The organism is Salipaludibacillus sp. HK11 (genome assembly GCF_047795645.1).
GTDB lineage: Bacteria > Bacillota > Bacilli > Bacillales > Salisediminibacteriaceae > Salipaludibacillus.
Map to the genome: position 1 here is coordinate 5,034,604 of NZ_CP181045.1, position 22,139 is coordinate 5,056,742.

General features: G+C 36.8%; 21 protein-coding genes. 13 read left to right on the plus strand and 8 right to left on the minus strand.

The annotated features are described in order from the left end of the window. Positions 1–45 precede the first annotated feature (45 nt). Positions 46–261, minus strand: a complete 216-nt coding sequence (locus ACM26V_RS23890) for a DUF2536 family protein (RefSeq protein WP_416149254.1) — start codon at positions 259–261, stop codon at positions 46–48. A gap of 131 nt (positions 262–392) precedes the next feature. Between ACM26V_RS23890 and mtnN the strand changes: the two genes are divergently transcribed. Then, positions 393–1,094 carry a 5'-methylthioadenosine/S-adenosylhomocysteine nucleosidase gene (gene mtnN, locus ACM26V_RS23895; RefSeq protein ID WP_416149255.1) on the plus strand — a complete coding sequence of 234 codons (702 nt, stop codon included), beginning with the start codon at positions 393–395 and terminating at the stop codon, positions 1,092–1,094. A gap of 175 nt (positions 1,095–1,269) precedes the next feature. Continuing rightward, positions 1,270–1,509 carry a YrhC family protein gene (locus tag ACM26V_RS23900; protein WP_416149256.1) on the plus strand — a complete coding sequence of 80 codons (240 nt, stop codon included), beginning with the start codon at positions 1,270–1,272 and terminating at the stop codon, positions 1,507–1,509. A gap of 75 nt (positions 1,510–1,584) precedes the next feature. Here the strand turns inward: ACM26V_RS23900 and ACM26V_RS23905 are convergent, their stop codons facing one another. Continuing rightward, positions 1,585–2,199 (minus strand): NUDIX hydrolase, encoded by a 615-nt coding sequence (locus ACM26V_RS23905; protein ID WP_416149257.1) that lies wholly within the window; start codon positions 2,197–2,199, stop codon positions 1,585–1,587. A 162-nt stretch (positions 2,200–2,361) separates the two neighbouring features. Between ACM26V_RS23905 and ACM26V_RS23910 the strand changes: the two genes are divergently transcribed. Further along, positions 2,362–2,604 (plus strand): HPr family phosphocarrier protein, encoded by a 243-nt coding sequence (locus ACM26V_RS23910; protein WP_416149258.1) that lies wholly within the window; start codon positions 2,362–2,364, stop codon positions 2,602–2,604. Between the two features lie 119 nt (positions 2,605–2,723). On the opposite strand, the gene ACM26V_RS23915 is transcribed toward ACM26V_RS23910, so the two are convergent. Further along, on the minus strand, positions 2,724–4,715 hold the full coding sequence (locus ACM26V_RS23915; protein WP_416149259.1) for a S9 family peptidase: 1,992 nt from the start codon (positions 4,713–4,715) through the stop codon (positions 2,724–2,726). 236 nt (positions 4,716–4,951) lie between these two features. On the opposite strand from ACM26V_RS23915, the gene ACM26V_RS23920 reads away from it, so the two are divergent. The 5 genes from ACM26V_RS23920 (at position 4,952) to dapF (ending at position 9,413) form a co-directional block, all read left to right on the plus strand. Continuing rightward, positions 4,952–5,767 (plus strand): flagellin, encoded by an 816-nt coding sequence (locus ACM26V_RS23920; RefSeq protein WP_416149260.1) that lies wholly within the window; start codon positions 4,952–4,954, stop codon positions 5,765–5,767. 154 nt (positions 5,768–5,921) lie between these two features. Continuing rightward, positions 5,922–6,650, plus strand: coding sequence for a PRC-barrel domain-containing protein (locus ACM26V_RS23925; RefSeq protein WP_416149261.1), 729 nt, complete (start codon positions 5,922–5,924; stop codon positions 6,648–6,650). A 265-nt stretch (positions 6,651–6,915) separates the two neighbouring features. Beyond that, positions 6,916–7,827 (plus strand): metal ABC transporter solute-binding protein, Zn/Mn family, encoded by a 912-nt coding sequence (locus ACM26V_RS23930; protein WP_416149262.1) that lies wholly within the window; start codon positions 6,916–6,918, stop codon positions 7,825–7,827. A gap of 186 nt (positions 7,828–8,013) precedes the next feature. Continuing rightward, complete coding sequence (locus ACM26V_RS23935; RefSeq protein WP_416149263.1) at positions 8,014–8,184, plus strand: hypothetical protein; 171 nt, start codon at positions 8,014–8,016, stop codon at positions 8,182–8,184. A 260-nt stretch (positions 8,185–8,444) separates the two neighbouring features. Next, positions 8,445–9,413, plus strand: a complete 969-nt coding sequence (gene dapF, locus ACM26V_RS23940) for a diaminopimelate epimerase (RefSeq protein WP_416149264.1) — start codon at positions 8,445–8,447, stop codon at positions 9,411–9,413. Positions 9,414–9,800: 387 nt separating this feature from the next. Here the strand turns inward: dapF and ACM26V_RS23945 are convergent, their stop codons facing one another. Further along, positions 9,801–10,625, minus strand: coding sequence for an aldo/keto reductase (locus ACM26V_RS23945; RefSeq protein WP_416149265.1), 825 nt, complete (start codon positions 10,623–10,625; stop codon positions 9,801–9,803). Between the two features lie 475 nt (positions 10,626–11,100). Here ACM26V_RS23945 and ACM26V_RS23950 point away from each other — a divergent pair, with 475 nt between their 5' ends. From ACM26V_RS23950 to ACM26V_RS23965, 4 genes are all read left to right on the plus strand, one after another. Then, positions 11,101–13,131: a methyl-accepting chemotaxis protein gene (locus ACM26V_RS23950; RefSeq protein WP_416149266.1), complete on the plus strand. Its 2,031-nt coding sequence runs from the start codon at positions 11,101–11,103 to the stop codon at positions 13,129–13,131. Positions 13,132–13,614: 483 nt separating this feature from the next. After that, the gene (gene sigK, locus ACM26V_RS23955) at positions 13,615–14,340 is read left to right on the plus strand and encodes an RNA polymerase sporulation sigma factor SigK (RefSeq protein ID WP_416149267.1); all 726 of its coding nucleotides are present in this window, start codon (positions 13,615–13,617) and stop codon (positions 14,338–14,340) included. A 134-nt stretch (positions 14,341–14,474) separates the two neighbouring features. Next, on the plus strand, positions 14,475–14,600 hold the full coding sequence (locus tag ACM26V_RS23960) for a hypothetical protein (RefSeq protein WP_416149268.1): 126 nt from the start codon (positions 14,475–14,477) through the stop codon (positions 14,598–14,600). Between the two features lie 59 nt (positions 14,601–14,659). After that, entirely contained in the window at positions 14,660–15,646 is a 987-nt protein-coding gene (locus ACM26V_RS23965) for a lipoate--protein ligase (protein WP_416149269.1), read from the plus strand. Positions 15,647–15,793: 147 nt separating this feature from the next. Here ACM26V_RS23965 and deoD read toward each other — a convergent pair whose 3' ends face one another. After that, positions 15,794–16,501: a purine-nucleoside phosphorylase gene (deoD, locus tag ACM26V_RS23970; protein ID WP_416149270.1), complete on the minus strand. Its 708-nt coding sequence runs from the start codon at positions 16,499–16,501 to the stop codon at positions 15,794–15,796. 278 nt (positions 16,502–16,779) lie between these two features. Here deoD and ACM26V_RS23975 point away from each other — a divergent pair, with 278 nt between their 5' ends. Then, positions 16,780–17,880, plus strand: coding sequence for an HD-GYP domain-containing protein (locus tag ACM26V_RS23975; RefSeq protein WP_416149271.1), 1,101 nt, complete (start codon positions 16,780–16,782; stop codon positions 17,878–17,880). A 156-nt stretch (positions 17,881–18,036) separates the two neighbouring features. Here the strand turns inward: ACM26V_RS23975 and ACM26V_RS23980 are convergent, their stop codons facing one another. From ACM26V_RS23980 to ACM26V_RS23990, 3 genes are all read right to left on the minus strand, one after another. Continuing rightward, positions 18,037–18,486 (minus strand): TlpA disulfide reductase family protein, encoded by a 450-nt coding sequence (locus tag ACM26V_RS23980; protein ID WP_416149272.1) that lies wholly within the window; start codon positions 18,484–18,486, stop codon positions 18,037–18,039. Positions 18,487–18,596: 110 nt separating this feature from the next. After that, positions 18,597–19,142, minus strand: a complete 546-nt coding sequence (locus ACM26V_RS23985) for a peroxiredoxin (protein ID WP_416149273.1) — start codon at positions 19,140–19,142, stop codon at positions 18,597–18,599. Positions 19,143–19,447: 305 nt separating this feature from the next. Then, the gene (locus ACM26V_RS23990; RefSeq protein WP_416149274.1) at positions 19,448–22,048 is read right to left on the minus strand and encodes a CBS domain-containing protein; all 2,601 of its coding nucleotides are present in this window, start codon (positions 22,046–22,048) and stop codon (positions 19,448–19,450) included. Positions 22,049–22,139 lie beyond the last annotated feature (91 nt).

Consider the following 22,139-nt stretch of genomic DNA (forward strand, 5'->3'; position numbering starts at 1 on the left):
TTCTACTTTAAGGAGTAGCTATTAACAATATAACGAAAATTCGATCTATCTCTTCTTAAAATGAACGACCGCAGTATATATTTTCTTTCCTGTAGTTGGATCGATGGTAAGTTGATGTGAGACACGATGAACGTCGAGTAAAATTGCCTGGTTATCGTCAATCTTCTTAGAAATTCGGTCTTCAAGTTCTCTTAGACTGGATGTTTCGAACATTTCTACTTTGTCTTTTAATTGATCTGGTTGAAATATCACTTTTATCACTCCATTTCATGTTAATTTTACCCCATTTGTGTGTTAGAGACAATGGAACAAAAGTGAATCGTTGCTTGTTCTATCAAGACAAATTCGCTATGATAGTGGGAGCAAATGTGAAAAGGAAAGGTGTTTTATTCATGAGAATAGGAATTATTGGTGCAATGGAGGAAGAAGTCGAGTTATTAAAGACAGAAATGAGTGTTACGGAAGAAGCAATTATCGCAGGGTGTGAATTTTATCTTGGACGGATAAATGGAATGGAAGTCATTCTATCTAAATCTGGAATTGGCAAAGTCAATGCAGCGATCAGCACGACATTAATGAATCAGTTATATTTTCCTGATTATATTATTAACACAGGGTCCGCAGGTGGATTTCACAAAGAGCTTGCAGTAGGTAATATCGTAATTTCAACGGAAGTTCGTTATAACGATGTCGATGCGACAGTATTTGGCTACGAATTCGGTCAAGTGCCAAGAATGCCTTCTTTTTATGAGCCTGAGAGCTCACTAATTAATATCGCTGAAGAGTGTGCCAAGGAAGTAGGAATCCATGCAGTGAAAGGATTAGTCATTTCAGGAGACTCCTTTATGAGCGACCATGATCGAGTAGAAGAAGTACGAAGCAAATTCAATGATCCATCTTGTTCAGAAATGGAAGCAGGAGCAATCGCTCAAGTATGCCATCAATTTCAAACACCATTTGTGATCATCCGTTCCTTATCTGATATTGCAGGAAAAGACGCCAAAGTTTCTTATGATGAGTTCTTAGAGACGGCATCTGTTCATTCTGCGAAGTTGGTCATTTTAATGTTAGAAGAGTTTCGAAAACAGAAGTGAGATGTTGTCGCCTCACAGCTTACGCCTAATCTTCAAAGCACCTGTAAATCTAACATAGTTTTTTAGTTAGATTAAACTATGGATAATACGGAAATCATTACTAAACCGACAAGGTCATTCCTCATGTTATACTATTGATAGATTCATTGATCAGTATAAATGAGAGGTGATTACTATGACGGAAAAACAGGAAATGAAGTTACAGCATAAAGCAGATGATTATCGACGCTTTGCGTTTATTTTATTAGCACTCTCTGGATTTCTAATGGTAGGTATCGTTTTGCCTAATGAATCTACACTAGTGAATGCACAAGCTATTCTACTTGCTGGTACTGGATTATTATTGGTATTATCGGTTATTATGCACCTTATCTCTAAAAAAGCAATGAAAGTTATCCATGAAAGTGATGAATAATTCGCTTGATAAATAGATTTATTCAAACCACAACCTCCCAAGGTTGTGGTTTTTCAATATGATAAATGGTTCGTGCTATTTGGCTGAATAATCTTTGCTGAGTTCGATAAGAACATGCGTGAGAATTCTAGCTGTTAGTCCCCAGATGACATGGCCATTGTATTCGTAAAATTCTTCACTTACGGCGCCCTTACGCCAAGAATAGTCTTCACCATTAGGAATAAGGTGATAGGGGAAGTTATTATCTGGTTGCATTTCAAGTTTAATGTCGTGTACTTTTGGTGTCATTTTCATCAATGTTGAAACAGGTGCAAAAAAGATGTCTTCTACTTCCCCTTTATTCAAATGAAATTCTGTGTTGCTTGGAAGTGTTCCGATATAAGGGAAAAGCATAAAATGAAAAGGAGTAACCATATAATCAAGTTCACCTAGAAGTTGAACGTTATTTTCTGGAACCCCCAATTCTTCACTTAATTCACGAATAGCAGCAAACGAAGTAGAAGGGTCTGTTTCTTCTACTTTTCCACCAGGAAAACAGATTTCCCCAGGTTGACGAACATGACGGGAACGAATTTGGAAAATAATTTGCAATTCTCCATCTTTTATCATTAACGGAACAAAAATAGCAAAACGATTGTAATTGTCATGATTGAGGATGTTAGCTTTTCTTTGTTTAAAATATTTTCTCATTGAGTCAGGTATGTTATGCATGAATAGACCACCACTTCCATTGATTCTATCTTTAAAATAATCATACCAAATACAATCTATTTTTGCTCATTTTCAATTCCTCCTTGGCATAGTAGTAAATATTAGGTATAATGACAGAATAAATATGTCGGAGGTGTTTGGATGAAACTTACTGTAATTAAGCCAATTTTCGCTGAATCTGCAAGTTTACTCGTTAACCATGCTAGTCGTTACACTGGAAAAATTCTTATCAAGAAAGACCATTGGGTTATTGATGCAAAAAGTTTACTAGGTTTGTTAGCGTTATCATTACAACCTGGGCAAGTTGTAGAATTTGATTTTGATGGCGAGCAAGACGATGAATTTATTGATGCATTAATTGAAGCAGGATTATTTGAAAAATAATAGAAAAAGAGTCTGGCTTATCCATGGATAAGCCAGACTCTTTTTTTGATCTACTTTATAAAGCAAATAGAGGGTATTCCAGATGACTATAGTTTCAAGAAGTCATCTGGCTAGTCTCGTCATATGTGTTTCTTAAACCAGTTCATTAATTCCTCTAACCTAGCAAAACGTAAATGAGGAGGTCCGCTTCGTGAAAGTTCATGGTTTGCTTCTGGGAAGCGGACAAATCTCGGTTCTTGTCCTCGATGTTTCAAAGCAACAAATAATTGTTCACCTTGTTCGATAGGACAGCGAAAATCTTTTTCACCATGCATAATTAACAAAGGTGTTTCCATCTGGTTCACGTATTTCAAAGGTGAATGATACCATAGTTTTTCAGGATCAGTTAACACATCAGTGCCTACTTCCCATTCGGTGAAGAAATAGCCAATGTCACTTACTCCATAAAAACTGGTCCAGTTTGAAATACAGCGGAGTGTAGCAGCGACTTTGAATCGGTTTGTATGCCCGATGATCCAATTTGTCATGAACCCACCATAACTCCCTCCTGTCACTGCTAAGCGCTTCTCATCGATCCATGAGTACTTCTCAACGATCGCATCGGTAAATGAGAGAAGATCTTCATAATCCATTCCACCGTAGTCACCGCGATTAGCATTTACAAAAGATTGCCCATAGCCGTAACTACCTCTTGGATTACTATAAAATACAGCATATCCCCTCGCAGCCAACAATTGAAGCTCATGAAAAAAAGTATTTCCATACATCGCATGTGGGCCACCGTGAATTTCTAGTACACCTGGATAGGTTTCACCATCTTTGAAGCCAACAGGTTTTAATAACCAACCTTGAAGTGTCAAACCATCTTTTGCTTTGAATTGAATTTCTTCCGGTTGTTGCACTTGGACTTTCTCAAGAAAATCATCATTCATGGCAGTCATTTTTTCCGACGAACGTGAGTTTAGAGCATACATATACAATTCGCCTGGGTTGATAGGAGAACTAATACCGACGATAGCTGTGTCTTGTTCGCTATTAATATCAAACCCATAAACGTGATGGTTTCCTTGCGTAATTTGATCGATTTTACCATCAATCGTAATTTGGTAAAGGTTCGTATTTCCCGATTCACTTGCCAAAGCATAAAATGACTTTCCATCATTTGACCAGATAGGACCAGGATTAGGATTACCAGATCTAATATCACCAATTGCAGAATCACTCACATGAACGTCCCAATTGTTTGTTATGCACGATTTCTTCTCTGAGGAAATATCAATCGTCCAAATTTTTGTGTGAGTTGCTCCAGCATATTCTTTCTCATGACCGAAGCATGCGATCATTTGACCATTAGGAGAAAATGTTGCATGTGAATACATTCCTTTACCATTAGTTAAGCAACGATGTTTATTTGTAGAAAGATCTAAAAGATAAATATCAGAAACGAGGTGTTGATCTCCTTGTTTGTTAGAAAAATACGTAATGGCGTTTCCATTAGGAGACCAACCAGACGGTTCATGATCGAAGGAATCGTCAGTCAGAAATGTCATTGAATCATCTTGGACGTTATAGATAGCGAGTTGTTTATTTTTTTCGTCTAAAAATCCAGACGCATCTGATTTATATTTTAAACGCTCAACGACGAGCGGCTGAGATTTATCACTATTCTGCGTTTCCTTCTCCGTGTTTTCCTTTTGTTTATCTGGCGAATCACCTTTTTGAAAAGAGGTTGTAAACATTATTTTTGTTGAGTCAGGCGACCAAAATGGTTGACTTGCGCCATTAGGTAAATCCGTTAATTGTTTAGCTTCACCTCCAGATAACGAAAGTAGGTAAATTTGCGGTTTTGTTTTCTTTCCTCTATTAGAAACGAACGCGATCGATTGGCCATCAGGTGAAAAGCGCGGTGACATTACTTTACCTTCTCCAAAGGTCCATTGACTAGGTAGCTCCGTTTGATTTTTTTGTAGAAATAGGTGTGATGTATACTCATCTTTCTCGGTTATGAATTGACTTACAAACGCAATGGTCTCGCCATCAGGTGCCATTTGTGGTTCATTTAGTACGTTAATATTTCGTAAATCATGTATAGACATGGGGTGTTTAATCATCGTTAATCTCCTCTCATCATAATCTTCTTATTATCTTAACAAAAAAATTCGGATTCCGAAATACTTTTATATATGTAAACGCAATTACTTTAGGACATCTTTGGTAGTTACTTCCTACTAGCAAAGAGTTTATAATTGTGAAACCCAAGCGTTTAAAAATAAATTTTTGAAAACAGTCCGATATTATGTCCGATCTGCCGATATAAAGAATAGATGAAAAGAAAGGAAGAAGGACGATGCTACGAAATATCGGAATGATGCAGCGGTTTGCCTTAAGACATATAGGAATCCACCAGCAGCAGACGATGAAACATATGGAACGACTATCTTCTGGGAAGCGGATTAATCGAGCAGCCGATGATCCATCGGGGTTGGCGATATCTGAGAGAATGCGTGCACAAGTTCGGGGCTTACAACAAGCGCAAAGAAATGTACTAGATGGTGTTTCATTAATAAGGACTGCGGAAGGCGGATTGAATGAACAGCATTCGATCTTGCAACGTGTGAGAGAATTGAGCGTTCAAGCAGCAAACGGGACAAATTCTCCCGAGGATAAGCTGGTGATTCAGCAAGAGATAGATCAACTGCTTGCAGAAATCGGTGCAACGTCCGAGAAAACAGAATTTAATACAAGGCCTCTTCATCAAGGCGGAGAGATTCGTCTGCAAACGGGAGCGAATGCAGGACAGACGATGACGATTGAACTTCCTAACACAAGTGTAGCTAACTTAGGACTTGAAGGCATCGATGTATCGACAAGTGAAGGAGCTAACAACGCACTAGAGCGATTGGATACTGCTATACAATCGCTTTCCTCTGCTCGTTCAAGGTTAGGATCGTATGAAAATCGCTTGGAGCATACGTACAATCATTTAACGAATTATGAAGTTCAACTAACGTCATCTGAATCAAGAATTCGTGATGCTGATATAGCCTCTGAAATGATGGGGCTAGTTAAACACCAGTTATTACAACAAGTATCAATGTCGATGCTAATGCATGTAAATCAACAACAATCAATGGTATTGACCTTGCTTAACGGGAATCGATAAATAGTATGTTTTTCATTTCGACGTGATGGGAAAAGAAAACTAATCTTCTTTTTATACCGTTGGGGCCATGTTTTATAGTCAACAGTATAACTGCAAAGAGGGCTTTCGCGATAAAGTGATAAGTCAATTTGTGTATAGAAAGGTTGGTTTTCCGATGCTTTTACACTATAGTTGGTTAACGTCTTATACTGTGTTCGGAAATGATGGTGCATTTGGTCAAGTAGAGGACGTCTATTTCGATGAAGAGATGTGGACCGTTCGTTACATCGTCATTAAAACTGGAGCGACATTTTTATCAGCAAAATTATTTGTGTCACCGGTTTCAATTGACAAGATTGATCACGTGAATGAAACAATCCGATTGTCCATTTCCAAAGATGAAGCGAAAAAAGCGCCAGATTTTGGAGAAGAACCTGTTTCAAGAAAACGAGAACATGATTTCAGCCTATACTACAGAATGAATCCTTATTGGATTGGAAGTGGTGTTTGGGGATCAGCTAATACAGCGCGAGAGATGTCACAACAAGAAGTTCAGGTAACAGAAGAGACGATGGAAGACGATAATCCTCGTGTACATGAAGCTAGACATGTGACACGGTACGAATTGGCTGTTAACGATGGTACGTTTGGAAAGATTGATGATTTGCTAGTTGATGAATCATCATTTCGAATCAATTATTTCATCGCTGATACGAAAAAATGGCTTCCAGGTGGTAAGAAGGTTCTCATATCACCACAGTGGATTAAAGAAATTGAATGGGCAGCAGCTAGAATTAGGATCGACGTTACTCGTGATCAATTGGAAAGTGCACCAGAGTATCGAAGGGATCTAGATATAACGGATGAAAGAGAAAGTTACCTATGGCTACATTATCGAAAATAAGTAGTAAAAAACCTTCACAAATCGTGAAGGTTTTTTACTGTTTCAACAATAAAATTGTTCTTTACAACATTGATCCCAATATGTATAATGAGATTTAGTTAATAAGTTTCCTTAGTGCAACTTTTATAGTTTAAGTTAAAAAAATGACCCGTTGTAAACTTCATTAGTTGAGTGCACAATTTTAATGGGAATTCATATGTTGAGATCGATAATTCATTTTTAGGAAACAATTAAAATAACTTAACTAAAGGGAGAGTGTGAGAAAATGACGAAATTAAAAGTGCTTTTATCATCACTATTTGCTTCTGTAATTATTTTAGCAGGTTGTGGAAGTGATGAGAATCAACAAGAAACTAGAACGGATGAAGGTTTGTATGTGACAACAAGTTTCTCAGTATTAGCTGATATCATCGGTGAAGTGATGGGAGACCGTGGAGAGATTGATTATATTGTTCCGATTGGCGAGGAACCTCATGAATATGAACCAGTTCCTAGTGATTTTCGTAATGTAAGTGATGCCGATGTCTTTTATGTAAATGGTATGGGACTGGAGGAATGGCTGGAGAAAGTTGTTGATAATGCTTCTGATACCGATGTCATTTCATTGTCAGATGACATTACTGAAATTCCACTTCTAGGGGAAGAAGCACCTGATCCACATGCATGGTTAAGCCCCAAAAATACACATCATTATGTGAATCGTTTACTAAATGACTTAATTGAACGAGATCCAGATGGTGAAGAAGTGTATCGTGAAAATGCTGAGGCCTACTTAGAGGAAGTTGATGAATTAGATCAATGGATAGAGGAAAGTGTGCCTGAAATTCCTGAGGAATACCGTACGATAATTGTTAGTGAAAATGCGTTTAAATATTTCGGAGAAGCTTACGGTTTCCATACAGAGGGAATTTGGGAAATTAACTCGCATGAAGAAGGAACAACAGGCCAAATTAACCGTTTAATAGATATTATTCAAGACGAAGAAATTCCAGCTGTTTTCGTTGAAACAACGGTTGATCAGCGTTATATGGAGACTGTATCAAGTGACGCCGGTGTAGAAATAGCTGGAGAAGTTTATACAGATGCTGTGGGGCAAGAAGGATCTGGAGCAGAGACGTATTTGAAGATGATTCGCCATAATGCGGAAACGTTTATTAACGGTTTAAAAACAGAGTGAGCAAGCTCGTTGAGTTTTACTTCTATTCTTGTTAAAATAACGTTGATTAGATACTAATATAGAGGTGAGAATATGAACATTACAGATAAAGCTAAAGAATTTATTCAAGGAGTGATGAACGAACAAGGCGCAAAAAACATTAAAATCTTTATCTCTGGCATGGGTTGAGGCGGTCCTCAACTAGGTTTGGCTCTGGATGAGCCAACAGGTGATGATATTGTAGAAGAGATCAATGGTATTCAAGTTGCCTTTGATAAGAACATTCACGGACAGACTGCTTCGATGGGTCTTGAATTCCAAGAATCGCCAGAGGGCGGCGGTTTGGTGATGAAAGGTAACGAGAGTGACTGTTGTTAACGAGCATATAGTAGAAAGGAAAACGACCCGAATTCCAAATGGATGGGTCGTTTTTGTGTGTAATAGATTTAGACTATCTTCTAATCCATTACTTTTGACAACAGTTCAAAAGCGGACGTAGAAAATTATAAGTCCTTACGTTGCCAATTAGACTAATACCGATTATGATGAAGGAATTGAACGACAAAGAAAGCACCACAGATTTTCAAGGTGCCTCTGGCTTTTATTAGAATTTGTTCAATAAAGGAGTGTATAAGAAAATGATCATAGAAATATTAAAATGTCATGGTTCGGGAAATGATTTTATTATTATTGATGAGATGAATGGGCAATACTCTTTTTCGGAAGAGGAGCGGGTTGTTCTTTCTAAGCAACTGGCTGGAAGAGATAAAACAGTTGGTTCTGATGGAATATTATTTATTCAAGATAGCCAACATGCAGATGCAAAAATGCGTATGTTTAACACAGACGGTTCTGAAGCTGAAATGTGTGGAAATGGTTTACGATGTGTTGCCAGGTATGTCATCGAACGACTAGATAAGGAAGAACTGATTATAGAAACAATGAAAGCAGATCTTCCGGTTGCACACGTAGATGATATCTTTGACGATATTGTAACGTTTGAGGTGGCGATTGAACCGGTATCATTAAGCACGCAAACAATACCGCTGGTTTCTAACCAAGCAGATCATATTGACCAAGTAATTGAAGGGCTACCATCACATCTGAAGTTTACCGGCTTAAGTGTACCAAATCCGCATATCGTGACAGTGGTTGATGAGGTTAATGTTAGTGAAGTGCAAAATATAGGTGAAAAGGCGAATATATTAAAAGATGTATTACCTAATGGTGTGAATGTTAGTTTTTTAAAGAAAGTAGCCGATGGCCAAATCTATGTTCAAACATATGAACGAGGAGTAGGTTTAACAAATGCATGTGGAACGGCAATGTCAGCATCTAGCCTTGTTTCATGTTTATTGGGTCTAAATACATTCGACGAAAAAATACTCGTATTAAATCCTGGTGGAATGGTTCAATGTCTTGTAAAAAAGGATGATCACGGACAGTATTTTATTCGACTTCGAGGAAATGCAACATATGAATTCGAAGCTTCTGTCGACTTTAATTTTGCTAATCCTGAACAAACAGAACTACTAGATCAAACGATATTTGAGGAAGAAATTGCCCTTTATGATCGATTAGCAACAGCAGCAAAAAAAATGGTTTGAACGCATAAAATAAGGTTTACTGAATAATTAAAAATACTGATTGTTATGAGGGTTACCGCCTCTATTTACGCAGTTACTTGCAAACGATTAGACAAAGCAAATGCTCTTTCCTGCGGTATTGGAAGTCCTGGCAAGACCCTGCAGGGTCGAGCGTTTACTTCACGAGTAAGCTTCGAGTTGTCTCGACGGATGCCGCTTCAGAGCTTTAGCAGAGGAAGAGACACATGTTTTGCCCGAAGCGGCTTGACGACTTCACCGCGGAAAGCGAAGCCATGAAAGAGGCATTCCTCTCTGATAAATACAGTATCGTCTTTGCAAATAGTAGTCCCTAAATACAAAAGCTTGCACCTTGGATAATACCAAGTGCAAGCTTTTTCGACTAATAAATCACCTTGCATGCAATTCAGAAGGTTTAGCTCCTGTTCGTGTGCCACGGTCTAGATTGTTGATAATCTCCATTTCATCATCTGTTAATTCAAAATCAAACACACTAAAGTTCTCTTCTATACGTGATGGTGTGACTGATTTTGGAATCACAATCGTTTCGTTTTGCAAATGCCAACGAATAATTATTTGCGCACCAGTTTTGTTATGGTCTCGAGCAAGTCCTTGAACGATAGGATGATTTAACACTTCTCCGCCTTGCATTAAAGGACTCCAAGCTTCAACATAAATATCATGTTTTTTACAGAACAACTTCAATTCATTCTGCGCAAAAAATGGGTGACATTCTACTTGGTTTATTACAGGTGTAATTTCGCATTCATCTAAGATACGTTGTAAATGATCGATATCAAAATTACAAACTCCAATCGCTTTAACTCGTCCATCTTTATACAACTTCTCCATTGCCCGATAGGTGTCAACATAATTATCAAAGTCTGGAGTCGGCCAATGAATCAAATATAAATCGATGTAGTTTAACCCTAATCTCTCTAAACTATCATCAAACGCTTTTAATGTTTTCTCGTATCCTTGATCACCATTCCAAACTTTTGTAGTAATGAATAATTCTTCGCGAGGTATATTACTTTCACTAATCGCTTTTCCAACACCACGTTCATTTTTGTAAATCATTGCCGTGTCAATTGAGCGAAACCCTGTTTCAATCGCATTTTTTACTGCAGGTGTTGCTTCATCGTCTTTTACTTGCCAAACTCCAAAACCAAGTTGTGGCATTTTTAGACCATTATTGAGTGTTACAAAATTCATCGAATCACTCCTAAAATAAATTGATAGAGAAAATCACTACCTCTTTTATGTTACTTTAAATATTAGCTGACTAGCAAGAAAAGCAGTTTGAGGTAGTTATTGTAAAAATATCGTAGTCTTGTTCTTCCAAAGTCTCATGGATTAGATTCACATAATAAGATTTAATAGAGATCCTATCTTTATCCTATTATTTTATAAATCATGAAATAAATTGGTAGAAATAAATATATTTTTGCTAATGCAATAGACAAGATATCATCTATTTGCTATGATAATAAAAGGACTATTTACTCATGTATAACGGCTTTAGTTTTTTGCAATCGTTATCATTATTTCATTTATTGAGAAAAAAGGTTTATATATTTACAAAAAGCCGTCGGTATTTGAAAAATATCTAAGTAATTATATCTACTACTTAAAGGAGGTATATTGGGACGTCTATCAAGTTTGCATAAAAAACGAGGGGTGAGAGGGCTTGGCTTTTAATAAAATAAAAAATAGAATACCGCAGTTGTCATTTTTCAATAAATTAAAAAAAATTCCATCTGCTGGGAAAATGAATAGAAAAAATCGGTCGGGAAAAATGTCTTTGAAGTATAAATTAATGCTTTCATTTATTCTATTAAGTGTTATTCCGAGTGTAATTATTGCGAGTATTGTATATAGTGTATCGAAAAGTACTCTAGAAGATAAAGTGTCTGAAATGAGTGAGGATATCGGTTATCAAATGACTGAAAATGTCAATCGGACAATCGAACAAATGGAAGATCTTGCTTTGAGACCGGTTAATGACCAAAATTTTTATAGACAGTTGACTCAAGATTTTGATCAGATTGATGGTGGGGATGAGTTTCAAGAGAAAAGAGAAATACAGGAATATTTTTCTGCAATTCTTGTGGGGGAATCTGATTTAGAGGAACTATTTTTTGTAAATGATGAGGGGGAATTATTAGGGCGGACAACTTCGTTGGGCATTGATGAACTAATAAGCTCAGATCCAGATGAACAATTTGCAAATGGAAGTACCGTTTGGTTAGCGACAGGTGAAGAAGATACTGTTGATGATTTGATTGTTCTAAGAAGTGTTATGGATGGAGTAGTTGTATTAAGAATTGATGGAAGTTTGTTTGATGATGTGTTTATTACTGAAGGAGAAGAAGAAACAGAAAGAGAACTATATATTATCGACGATCAGAATCGAATAGTTTCAAGTAGTTTTCCAGATGAAGTTGGAAAAGAATATTCTGTGAACGAAGAAAATGAAGACGCAGTCATGTCAACACATTCTATTTTGAATGGATGGCAAGTGGTTGTCTCTACACCACGGTCAGTATTAATGCAGGAAATGAATGATGTGATTCAATATGTCACCATTATTGTTATTATTTTTGCAGTAATTGCAAGTATAATAGGTGTGATTGTAACATTGTCGGTAACAAAACCTGTTGATCGAATTGTAAACTTGATGAAGAGAGCCGAACAAGGAGATTTAACGGTTCGTACAGATGAAGTTGGCAAAAATGAGATAGGACAGTTAGGAAATAGTTTTAATAATATGTTAGCAAATATTAAAGAAATTATTTTGGAAAATAAAAAAATGTCTACGTACGCTGTTAAAAGTGCAGAGAAATTGAGAACGATATCAATTCAATCATCTCAGACAGCGGACCAAATTGCTTCTTCAATCGAAGAGGTAGCAAATGGAGCGATGGAGCAAGTAGACTATTCAGAGAAAACGAATCAAGAAATGCAAGGGCTGTCAAAAGAAGTTCTTGGTGTTGGTGAAAATGTGAATGAAGTATCTCAAGCTGCAACTAATACAAAAAAATCAAGTGAAAATTCGATGGATTATATGGAAGAACTTACGAAAAAGAATCATAGTGTAGGGAATAATATTTCAGAAATAAAAACATCGATTGAAAAGTTAAATGTAGAAGTTAATGGGATTCAAGGTGTTGTATCAATGATCAATGATATTAGTGATCAGACAAACCTACTAGCCTTAAATGCTAGCATTGAAGCAGCGAGAGCCGGTGAATCTGGAAAAGGTTTTGCTGTTGTTGCTGATGAAGTTAGAAAATTGGCAGAGCAATCAAAGCAATCTACAAAAAAGATTGAGGATATTATTAAAAATATCTTAGGTCAGACGAGTAATTCTGTTAACTTAGTGCAAACTTCCGTCGCTCTTTTTGCTGAACAAACGAAGTCTGTTGATGGAACGAAGCAGTCGTTTGATCAAATAATAAAAGATACGGAGGATATTTTTAAGGCAACGCAATCTATGGAAACGTCAATTCAGACAATGGATGTGACGAGGGGTAGAGTTGAGAAAGCAATATCCGATATGGTTGGAATTACGGAAGTGACTTCAGCAGCAACAGAGGAAGTTACCGCGACTACCGAAGAGCAATTTGCTGCAGCGGAAGAACTCGGTAGCTTGTCAGAAAGCTTAGCAACAACAATGAAAGACTTAGAGAAAGTTGTTAACCGATTTAAAGTAGAGTAGTACTGAAATAATCCTTTCTTGCTGACAAGCAGGAGAGGATTATTTTTTTAGGTGAACCGCCTTTTCTAACCAATGAGAATTTATCACAATTAATATAGGGGTTACTGAATAACTAATAATACTGATCGGGACAGTGGTTTCCGCCTACTTTATCGTAGTTAAGTGAAAAGGAATGATCGTAATATAGCCCATAAATCTTGCAGGTTAAAGAGCTTTTCCTACTATAAACACTAGGGATGCCTCTTTCATGGCAAGACTCCTGCGGTATTGGAAGTCCTGGCAAGACCCTACAGGGCATTTGCCCGAAGCGGCTTGACGACTTCACCGCGGAAAGCGAAGCCATGAAAGAGGCATCCCACTCTGATAAATACAGTTCCTTCTTTGGAAAACTTGAGTTATTCAGTAGTCCCTAATATAGACAGACACGGCCCCCTTCTATTAGGCATATACATATATCACGAGGCAAAGGAGGGATGTGGCAGCATGTCCAGTATTCTTGTTGCAGTTACGCATTTTGTGAAGGAATTGCTCGTGTTTGTGTCATTTGTCAGAAACAACGCATTTCCGCAGCCACTAAGTCAAAAGGACGAAAAGAAATACATTGAGTTAATGAAGGATGGAGATGAGGAGGCAAGGCATTTACTTATTGAACACAACCTTCGCTTAGTGGCACACATCGTCAAGAAGTTTGAGAACACAAAAGAAGATACGGAAGACTTAATTTCAATAGGTACGATTGGTCTTATTAAAGCAATAGAAAGTTATTCTTCAGGAAAAGGAACGAAACTCGCGACCTATGCAGCGAGATGTATTGAGAATGAAATCCTCATGCACCTTCGTGCGCTAAAAAAAGTTCGTAAAGATATTTCGCTGCATGACCCTATTGGCCAAGATAAAGAAGGGAATGAAATTAGTTTGATCGATGTGCTTCAGGCGGAAACGGAAGACTTGGTTGACCAGATTCAACTAAAGATGGAGAAGAAACAAATTTATCAATACATTCATGTGTTAAATAAACGGGAAAAAGAGGTTATTGTTGGACGTTTCGGACTTGATATGCAAGAGGATAAAACGCAGCGTGAAATCTCTAAAGAATTGGGGATTTCAAGGAGCTATGTGTCACGTATTGAAAAACGTGCATTAATGAAGCTGTTTCATGAGTTTTATCGTCATCAAAAAGCAGCCTATCGAACGGATAAAGATGATTAAATTATGTAAGATCAGAAAAAACACTAAAAAGGATCGAGTGGGTTAGTTTTCCCACTCGATCCTTTTATTTAATCTGTGATATTTACATAAGTGGTACAAATACAAATCAGTCGGATCATGGTGCAGGCTTAGGAATGGCGATAACTAAGCGGCTAGTCCAATTGGACGGAGGTTCAATTAATGTCAAGAGTGAACGAAATCATGGCACAATAATTAGAGTGATTTTACCGACAGATGGAGTAACAAAGCAAACCTTATAATGTTTTCAGTACAATTATGTTAAAATAATCACAAAGGTATTTAGACAAGGAGGCATATAATGAAATTTATAGATAATGAAAATATTACTGATCCATCGATTAATCTAGCAATTGAGGAATATGCACTAAGAAATTTGCCAATTGATGAGACGTATTTGCTTTTTTATGTAAATAAACCGTCAATTATTATAGGTAAGAATCAGAACACGATCGAAGAAATAAATAAAGACTATGTGGATAAAGAAGGGATACAAGTAATTCGACGCCTGTCAGGCGGAGGAGCTGTGTACCATGATCTAGGAAATTTAAATTTTAGTTTTTTGACGAAAGATGATGGAGATAGCTTCTCTAATTTTCAAAAATTCACTGAACCAGTCACCAAAGCATTGGCCAACCTGGGAGTTGATGCAAAATTAAGCGGTAGAAATGACATTCACGTCGGGGAGCGAAAAATTTCAGGAAATGCCCAATACTTAACAAAAGGTAAAATGTTCAGTCATGGAACGCTACTTCTGGATTCAGAAATTGAAAAAGTAGTTGATGCTTTAAATGTCAATGAGGAAAAGATCCGTTCGAAAGGTATTAAATCGATTCGCAGTCGTGTGGCAAACATAAATGAATTTTTAGAAGAAAAACTTACGGTCGATGAACTCAAAAAAGTATTGCTTGAGTCTATTTTTCCAGAGGGAAAAGTTGAAATATATAAATTAACGGAAGAGGATTGGCGAGGAATTAACCAAATATCACAAGACCGTTACAAGAATTGGAATTGGAATTACGGGAAATCGCCAAAATTCGATTTGCAACGTTCAAAGCGATTTGATGCTGGTACGATAGACGTGCGGTTAAATGTGTCAAAAGGAATCATCCAAGAGTGTAAAATATTTGGTGATTTCTTCGGTGTGGGAGACGTTAGCGAGGTTGAGAAGATGCTGATGAACATTACTTATGAGAAAAATGCGATTCATAAGGCATTGGCTGATTTGGATATGACTTATTATTTCGGAAGAATTTCTCGTGAAGGATTTATAGAGTTAATTTATTAAATTGATTGTTTTGAGAGGATCTTCAGCTATTGCTTTTTCTGCATGCATGTCTTGCAGATTTTTATAATCAACAATGAAGATTAAAAGAAGCCCAAACATAAAAAAGGACGGTCGTTCATCATACAACGACCGTTCTTTTTTTACTTATTATTCGGCCACAGCAGCACTTAAAGCCACTTCAACCATTTCATTAAACGTTTCTTGACGTTCTTGAGAACTTGTTTCTTCACCTGTTATGATATGATCACTCACAGTCAAAACAGACAATGCATTGACACCAAAACGAGCTGCAATCGTATAGAGTGCAGATGTTTCCATTTCAACAGCAAGTACCTGATGAGCAGCAAGTAAAGGGATGATCTCCTTATCTTCGTTATAGAAAATATCACTTGTGAACACACTGCCAACATTAACGTTCATCTCGTGTTCTTTTGCGCCATCATAAGCTTTCTTTAACAGGTCAAAACTTGCCGTCGGTGCAAAATCCATACCTTTAAAATGATGTCTATTTGCACCTGAATTAGTTGTTGCGCTCATGGCGAGGATAACATCTCTTACTTTGACATCTTTTTGTATCGCACCACACGTTCCGACTCGAATTAAATTTTTTACATCATAACTATTAATTAATTCGTGGACGTAGATGGAGATTGAAGGAACCCCCATTCCTGTTCCTTGAACAGAGACCCGCTTTCCTTTATAAGTACCTGTAAAACCTAGCATTCCACGGACTTCATTATAGCAAGTAACATCCTCAAGAAAATTTTCGGCAATAAACTTTGCTCGCAAAGGATCACCAGGTAGTAAAATTGATTCAGCAATATCTCCTTGTTTTGCACCAATATGTACGCTCATAGTTATCATCCTTTCAAATAAATTAACTGAAATAAACGTACCATAGTGCAGAATAAGATGCAAAAGCTTTGTAAATAGGGTATTGAACAACTTCGCATTTTAATAGCAAGCAAAAGATTTGATTAGTTTAATTTATGACGGTCACAAAAAAAATAGCCCTAAAGAACTGGTTCTTATATGTGGAATTTTTAATAAGTATAAAAGTTGCTCTAAAAATATGGTATATTAACAGTATATAGAAAATAATACCAAAATATACGTTTGGACGAGGTGGGTCTATGGAACTGGCCAAGCAAGATCAGTGGAATGAATCTATAATTGGAAGGTCATTGGCGGATGATGTTATATCAGAATCAGGTCATTTTTTACTTCGAAAAGGAATAATAATTACACATTGGCACTTTCCAATATTAAAAAACCATAATATACAAGAAATTACATTAGAAAAACAAATGGAAGAACCAATTGATGAACAAACGAAGCACCTTTTTGATCAAGAATTATCTGAACAATACAATACCAACTTGATTGAGATCAAGAGACTATTCCAAGCTGCATTAACAAAAGAGGTACCTTCTTTACAAGAATTCATGGTACCTTTTACACCATTGCTTGAAAAAGTCCTTCATGGCCCTGATATTTTTCTTGGACTTCGCCACATTAAAGGTCATGATGAATACACATATCGACATAGTATTAATGTTGGATTAATGGCTGCAACGATCGGGAAAATTTTAAACCTCCCATATCGTACATCTTTAAAGTTAGCTGAAATAGGATTCATACATGATATCGGTAAAATGAAAGTCTCATTGCAAGTTTTAAATAAAGAAGGACCTTTGACAAAGGAAGAGTTTGAAGAAGTGAAAATGCATACAATTTATGGAAAAGAAATTCTGCAACAAATGCAAGGAAAAGATCAAACTTTAATGGACGGAACACTTTATCACCACGAGAGACTAGATGGCTCTGGTTATCCTTTAGGTTTGATGCGTGGGAATATCACTTTTTTAACACAAATTATCTCTGTTGCTGATACTTATGATGCGATGTCATCAGAAAGAGTCTATCAAACAAAGCGTTCTCCTTTTGATGCTCTTGATGAGCTCGTCAAAGAGGTATACCGAGGGAAATTAAACGGTGAAATTGTTTTTCCTTTTGTTGACCATATTCTTAGGGGTTATATTGGTCATGAAGTTGAGTTAACTGACGGAAGAAAAGGTCACATTATTCAACTCTTTAAAGAAGAAATTAATCGACCTTTAATAAAAATTAAATCTGAATTTGTGAATTTACGTGAAGCGCGTCATTTGCATATTAAAGAAGTGGCTTTGCTCCCTAAAAAGGGAGTAGTATTCCAAACTCCGACTAATTCATAAATTAGAAAAACTTGGCTTGTCGCCAAGTCCTTCATGGCGAAAGCCTTAGTTTATCTTATACTTTAATCCTTTAGCTAAGTTAAACATTCTCAAAGTATAAAAAAGTACGAAAGGAGTAGTCATACTCTATCCGTACTTTTTAGTCATCTTTTGAAATCATTTCGTTTCTTTTCCGAGGACACGATTAACTCGTTTACGAAGCATTTTCATCCCGCCGCCACCAGCTTGAAAATGGCGAAGCTGACCTTGTTCGTCAAATACATAATAAGCAGGTACATATTGGTTCTCGAAAGCATCGGTTAATTTATGTTCACTATCAACGAAAATAGGTTGACTAATGTCATGGCCCTGAGCGGTTGCTTCAATAAGACTCAGATCCAAATCTTTCTCAGAGCGTGGCATGTGAACTGCAATAACATTTAACTCTTCGTCGTATTCGTCCCGGAATTCATTGACATCAGGCATAGCTTCTTTACATAAACCACAACTGACTGACCAAAAATGAATTAGAGTAGGTTTGTCTCCTACTAATTGATCTTTCTTAACTTCTCCATTTAACCATTTTGTCGCACCATCTAATTCAGGCATTTGTGCACGAAGTTTCATGAAGTGCCACTTCCTTTCTATCTATTCATTTATTTATTGTTCTCTTAATTGGTTAAAACATACAAAACGAAATCGTCCAAACATGAGGACGATTTCGTGATCAAAAACGATTACAACGTAGCTTGACCGGGTTTCCAGTTTGCTGGACAAAGTCCACCCGTTTGAAGGGCTTGAAGAACACGTAATGTTTCCTCTACATCTCGTCCGATATTATTGTGATTGACAACTGCATACATCAATTCACCTTCAGGACTAATAATAAATAATCCACGCAAGGCAACACCTTCATCTTCAATAAGTACACCATAATCACGAGCAATCTTGTGATTTGTATCGGCGGCTAATGGATAATTTAAGTCTCCTAAACCATTGTCGTCACGATGCGTATTGATCCATGCGAGGTGAGTGTGCACAGTGTCTGTTGAAACACCAATAACTTCTGCATCTAAATCTTCGAACTCGTCGTAGCGATCACTGAGAGAAGTGATTTCCGTTGGACATACAAATGTGAAGTCCATTGGATAAAAGAAAAGTACAGTCCATTTATCATTCTTCATATTTTCCTCTAATGATACTTTTCTAAATTCCTTGTCAGGCATAACTGCATCCATTTCAAATCTTGGAGCCTGTTTAGCGACCATTCTTTTTTCAGCCATGTTATATCTCTCCTTGTTATTTATAATGATTATTATTTAACACATATTATATTTTACATGAAATAGAATATATGTCAAGTGAAACAATTCACTTAGTATCCGTCTTTTAATGTAATTGCCTCTTATATTAAATAGCACTAATCAAAAGAATACTAATAACGCTATCTCTTAAGTCATCGTAAGTCTGTCCAATACATATTATAATCGACTGAAATTTTAAGATCAACAAATACGGTCCATATTAAAGAAAAAATTATTTAGATCGAGGAAGAAGGGTGTTAATTCTCATTATAGTGTTAAATTTTCTACTTAAGTGAGAATTCTAATTTAACTTTTTCTAACAATTTACTTTTGGTTATAGTTGGATTTTCCAATTGTATTATTTCTGAAAAGAACAGAATTTCCCTAAATAATGGACTTGGATTTAGTCCTATTTCTTTCAAGTCATTTCCTGATAGCATTCTTTCCAAACTTTCGCGTTCAAGTAAATAGTGAAATAAATGACGATTGTTCTTTGCGGGATATAATGAAAAAAAACCTAATAGTGGCTCAAGTTTATAGTTCACAAATGTTCTGTGTAAATCTGCTATCGTTATTTTCTGACCGTTATATAAGTCATAACTACCTTCATTACTCTTGAGAGTTACTAAATTATCTAATGTATGTCTATCTTCTTTTGTTGAACAATATCCTTCAACTCCTGTTTGGCCAATTTCTTTTTGTGCAGTCAGAAAAAACATATAACATATCCAAACGGATTGATGAATCGGTATTTTTTTTGCTTTGAAAAATTGTTGCCATTTAAAAAGCAGCGCTATTTGATTTTTTGCAATCGATTCTTCGGCAGGTTTGCTGACGAAAAACTTAGGTAAAGATAGCTCATGTATCCTCCTTATCGCGAAGGATGCATCTTCTTCATAAAAAAGCCGAGCGAGTTCGTTTGATAAACGGGCTTTTGAAACAGATGCTAGATTATTTGCTGATTCAGTGGCGAGTCTACCTGTTTGAGAATCCATTTCAAACTTAAAACGGCTTTCAAATCGAATCGCTCGTAATATACGCGTAGGATCTTCGACAAAACTTAAGTTATAAAGTACCTTAAGTTTACCCTTTCGCAAATCTTCAAATCCATGGAAGTAATCAAGCAGTTCACCCAATTCTTCTCTGTGAAGGCAGATGCCCATAGCATTAATCGTAAAATCTCTGCGAAATAAATCCTCTTTAATCGTAGACATTTCTACTTTTGGGAGTGCAGCAGGAAAATCATAGTATTCTGTCCTAGCACTAGTTAAATCGATTTTGAACCCAGAAGGATGAAGCCATGTGGCCGTGCGAAATTCGTCATGACGACGGACTTTACCCCCATATATTTTTTGCAAATGAAAAGAGAGCGAAATACCGTCTCCTTCTACTACAACATCTATATCTTCATTTTCACTTTCTAACAAGAGGTCTCTTACCATGCCACCAATAAGATAAGCTTTCATTTCTAAATGATCTGCTTCTTCACCGATAATAAGTAATAATTGAAAGACTGTTGGTGAGAGGTACCTCTTCATCGTTTCAATGAGCTGACGTTTCAACGGAGAAGCGTTAGAATGACTGTGAGTTACGTTCACGCCTTTTTTTCCATGCATGGCTTGAATCACATCTGATCGTGAGACGATACCTACTAACTGCTTGTTATGTATCACTGGCAAGCGACCAATATCGTCTTCGATCATGAATTCGCGGATTTGCTCAATGTTTTCATTCAAACCAATGGTAATGGGCTGGTGGCTCATGTAACCTTTCACAGGTGCATGTCCTAATTGGTGATGAAGAGCTTTATCCATATCTCTTCTAGAGATTACACCTATTAATTTTTCATTTTCCACGACAGGAAAGCCTGTGTGCCCATAGCGATAGAGCATTTTTGAAGCTGTCACAATGGTTGTTTGTGGTGCTACGACCCTTACTGGACTCGACATCATATCTTTTGCAACTAATGATGGTTTAACAATGGATGTAAGTTTGCCCTTAACTAAAGAACGTACATGACTAGCCGTTTCATGTTTCACCATAGCGGAGGCAGCTTTTTCATGACCTCCACCGCCAAAAGAATATATTAAGGGAAGAACATTGACTCGTTCTGATGATGCTCTTGACGTGATAAATGTTTTATCCCCCATTTGAGCAACCGAAAACACGGCATCTGTGCCGGTTACTTGCATGAGTTTTCTTGTTATTTGAGCTAGGTGTCCTGTGTAATGTTCTTGAATGTTACTAGTAAGCAAGATATCAATGCCGTCTATAGATATTAGATCGCTATTGTCTAATAAAAGCTGGAAAAGTTGTTGTTGATCTTCATTCAAAGGGGCGTCACGGAATTGATCAACGACACGCAAATTAGCACCCTGTTCTAAAAAGAAAGCACCTGCGAGTAGATCTCGAGATGTTGTTTGCTGATAGGTGAAAGCACCGGTATCAGAATAAAGGCCCAATGAAAATACTGTTGCCTCAAGAGGAGAGATAGAAATTCGATTAGCTTGTATACGTTCTGAAAGCAATGTGATTGTTGCTCCAACCTTTTCAATTATTCCTTTTGTTGAAGAAATCGTATCCGCTGTGACTGGGTGATGATCAAATATGATATAAGAGATTTCTTTGTGTAAGTTGGTCTTAAAATCCCCTGTTCTGCTAGTGTCATTAGTATCCACTAAGATCACTTCATGTACTCGATCCCAGATGATATTTTGCTTTTTTTGGAAAGCGAAGGTATCTTTATAGATGGCTAGAAAATGTTCGACTTCAGATGATAGTTTTGACGGGAGTACTAATTCAGCTAGAGGATATAATTTTTTTGCTGCAATCATTGATGCGAGTCCATCAAAATCGAGGTTAGTATGTGATAAAATCAGTTGCATCGTGTTTCATCCTCCAAAAAGTAATTACTCAATAAAACGGGAGCTTGTTGAAATATTTTGTTTCAAAATTGACTGATCATAGAATGGATAG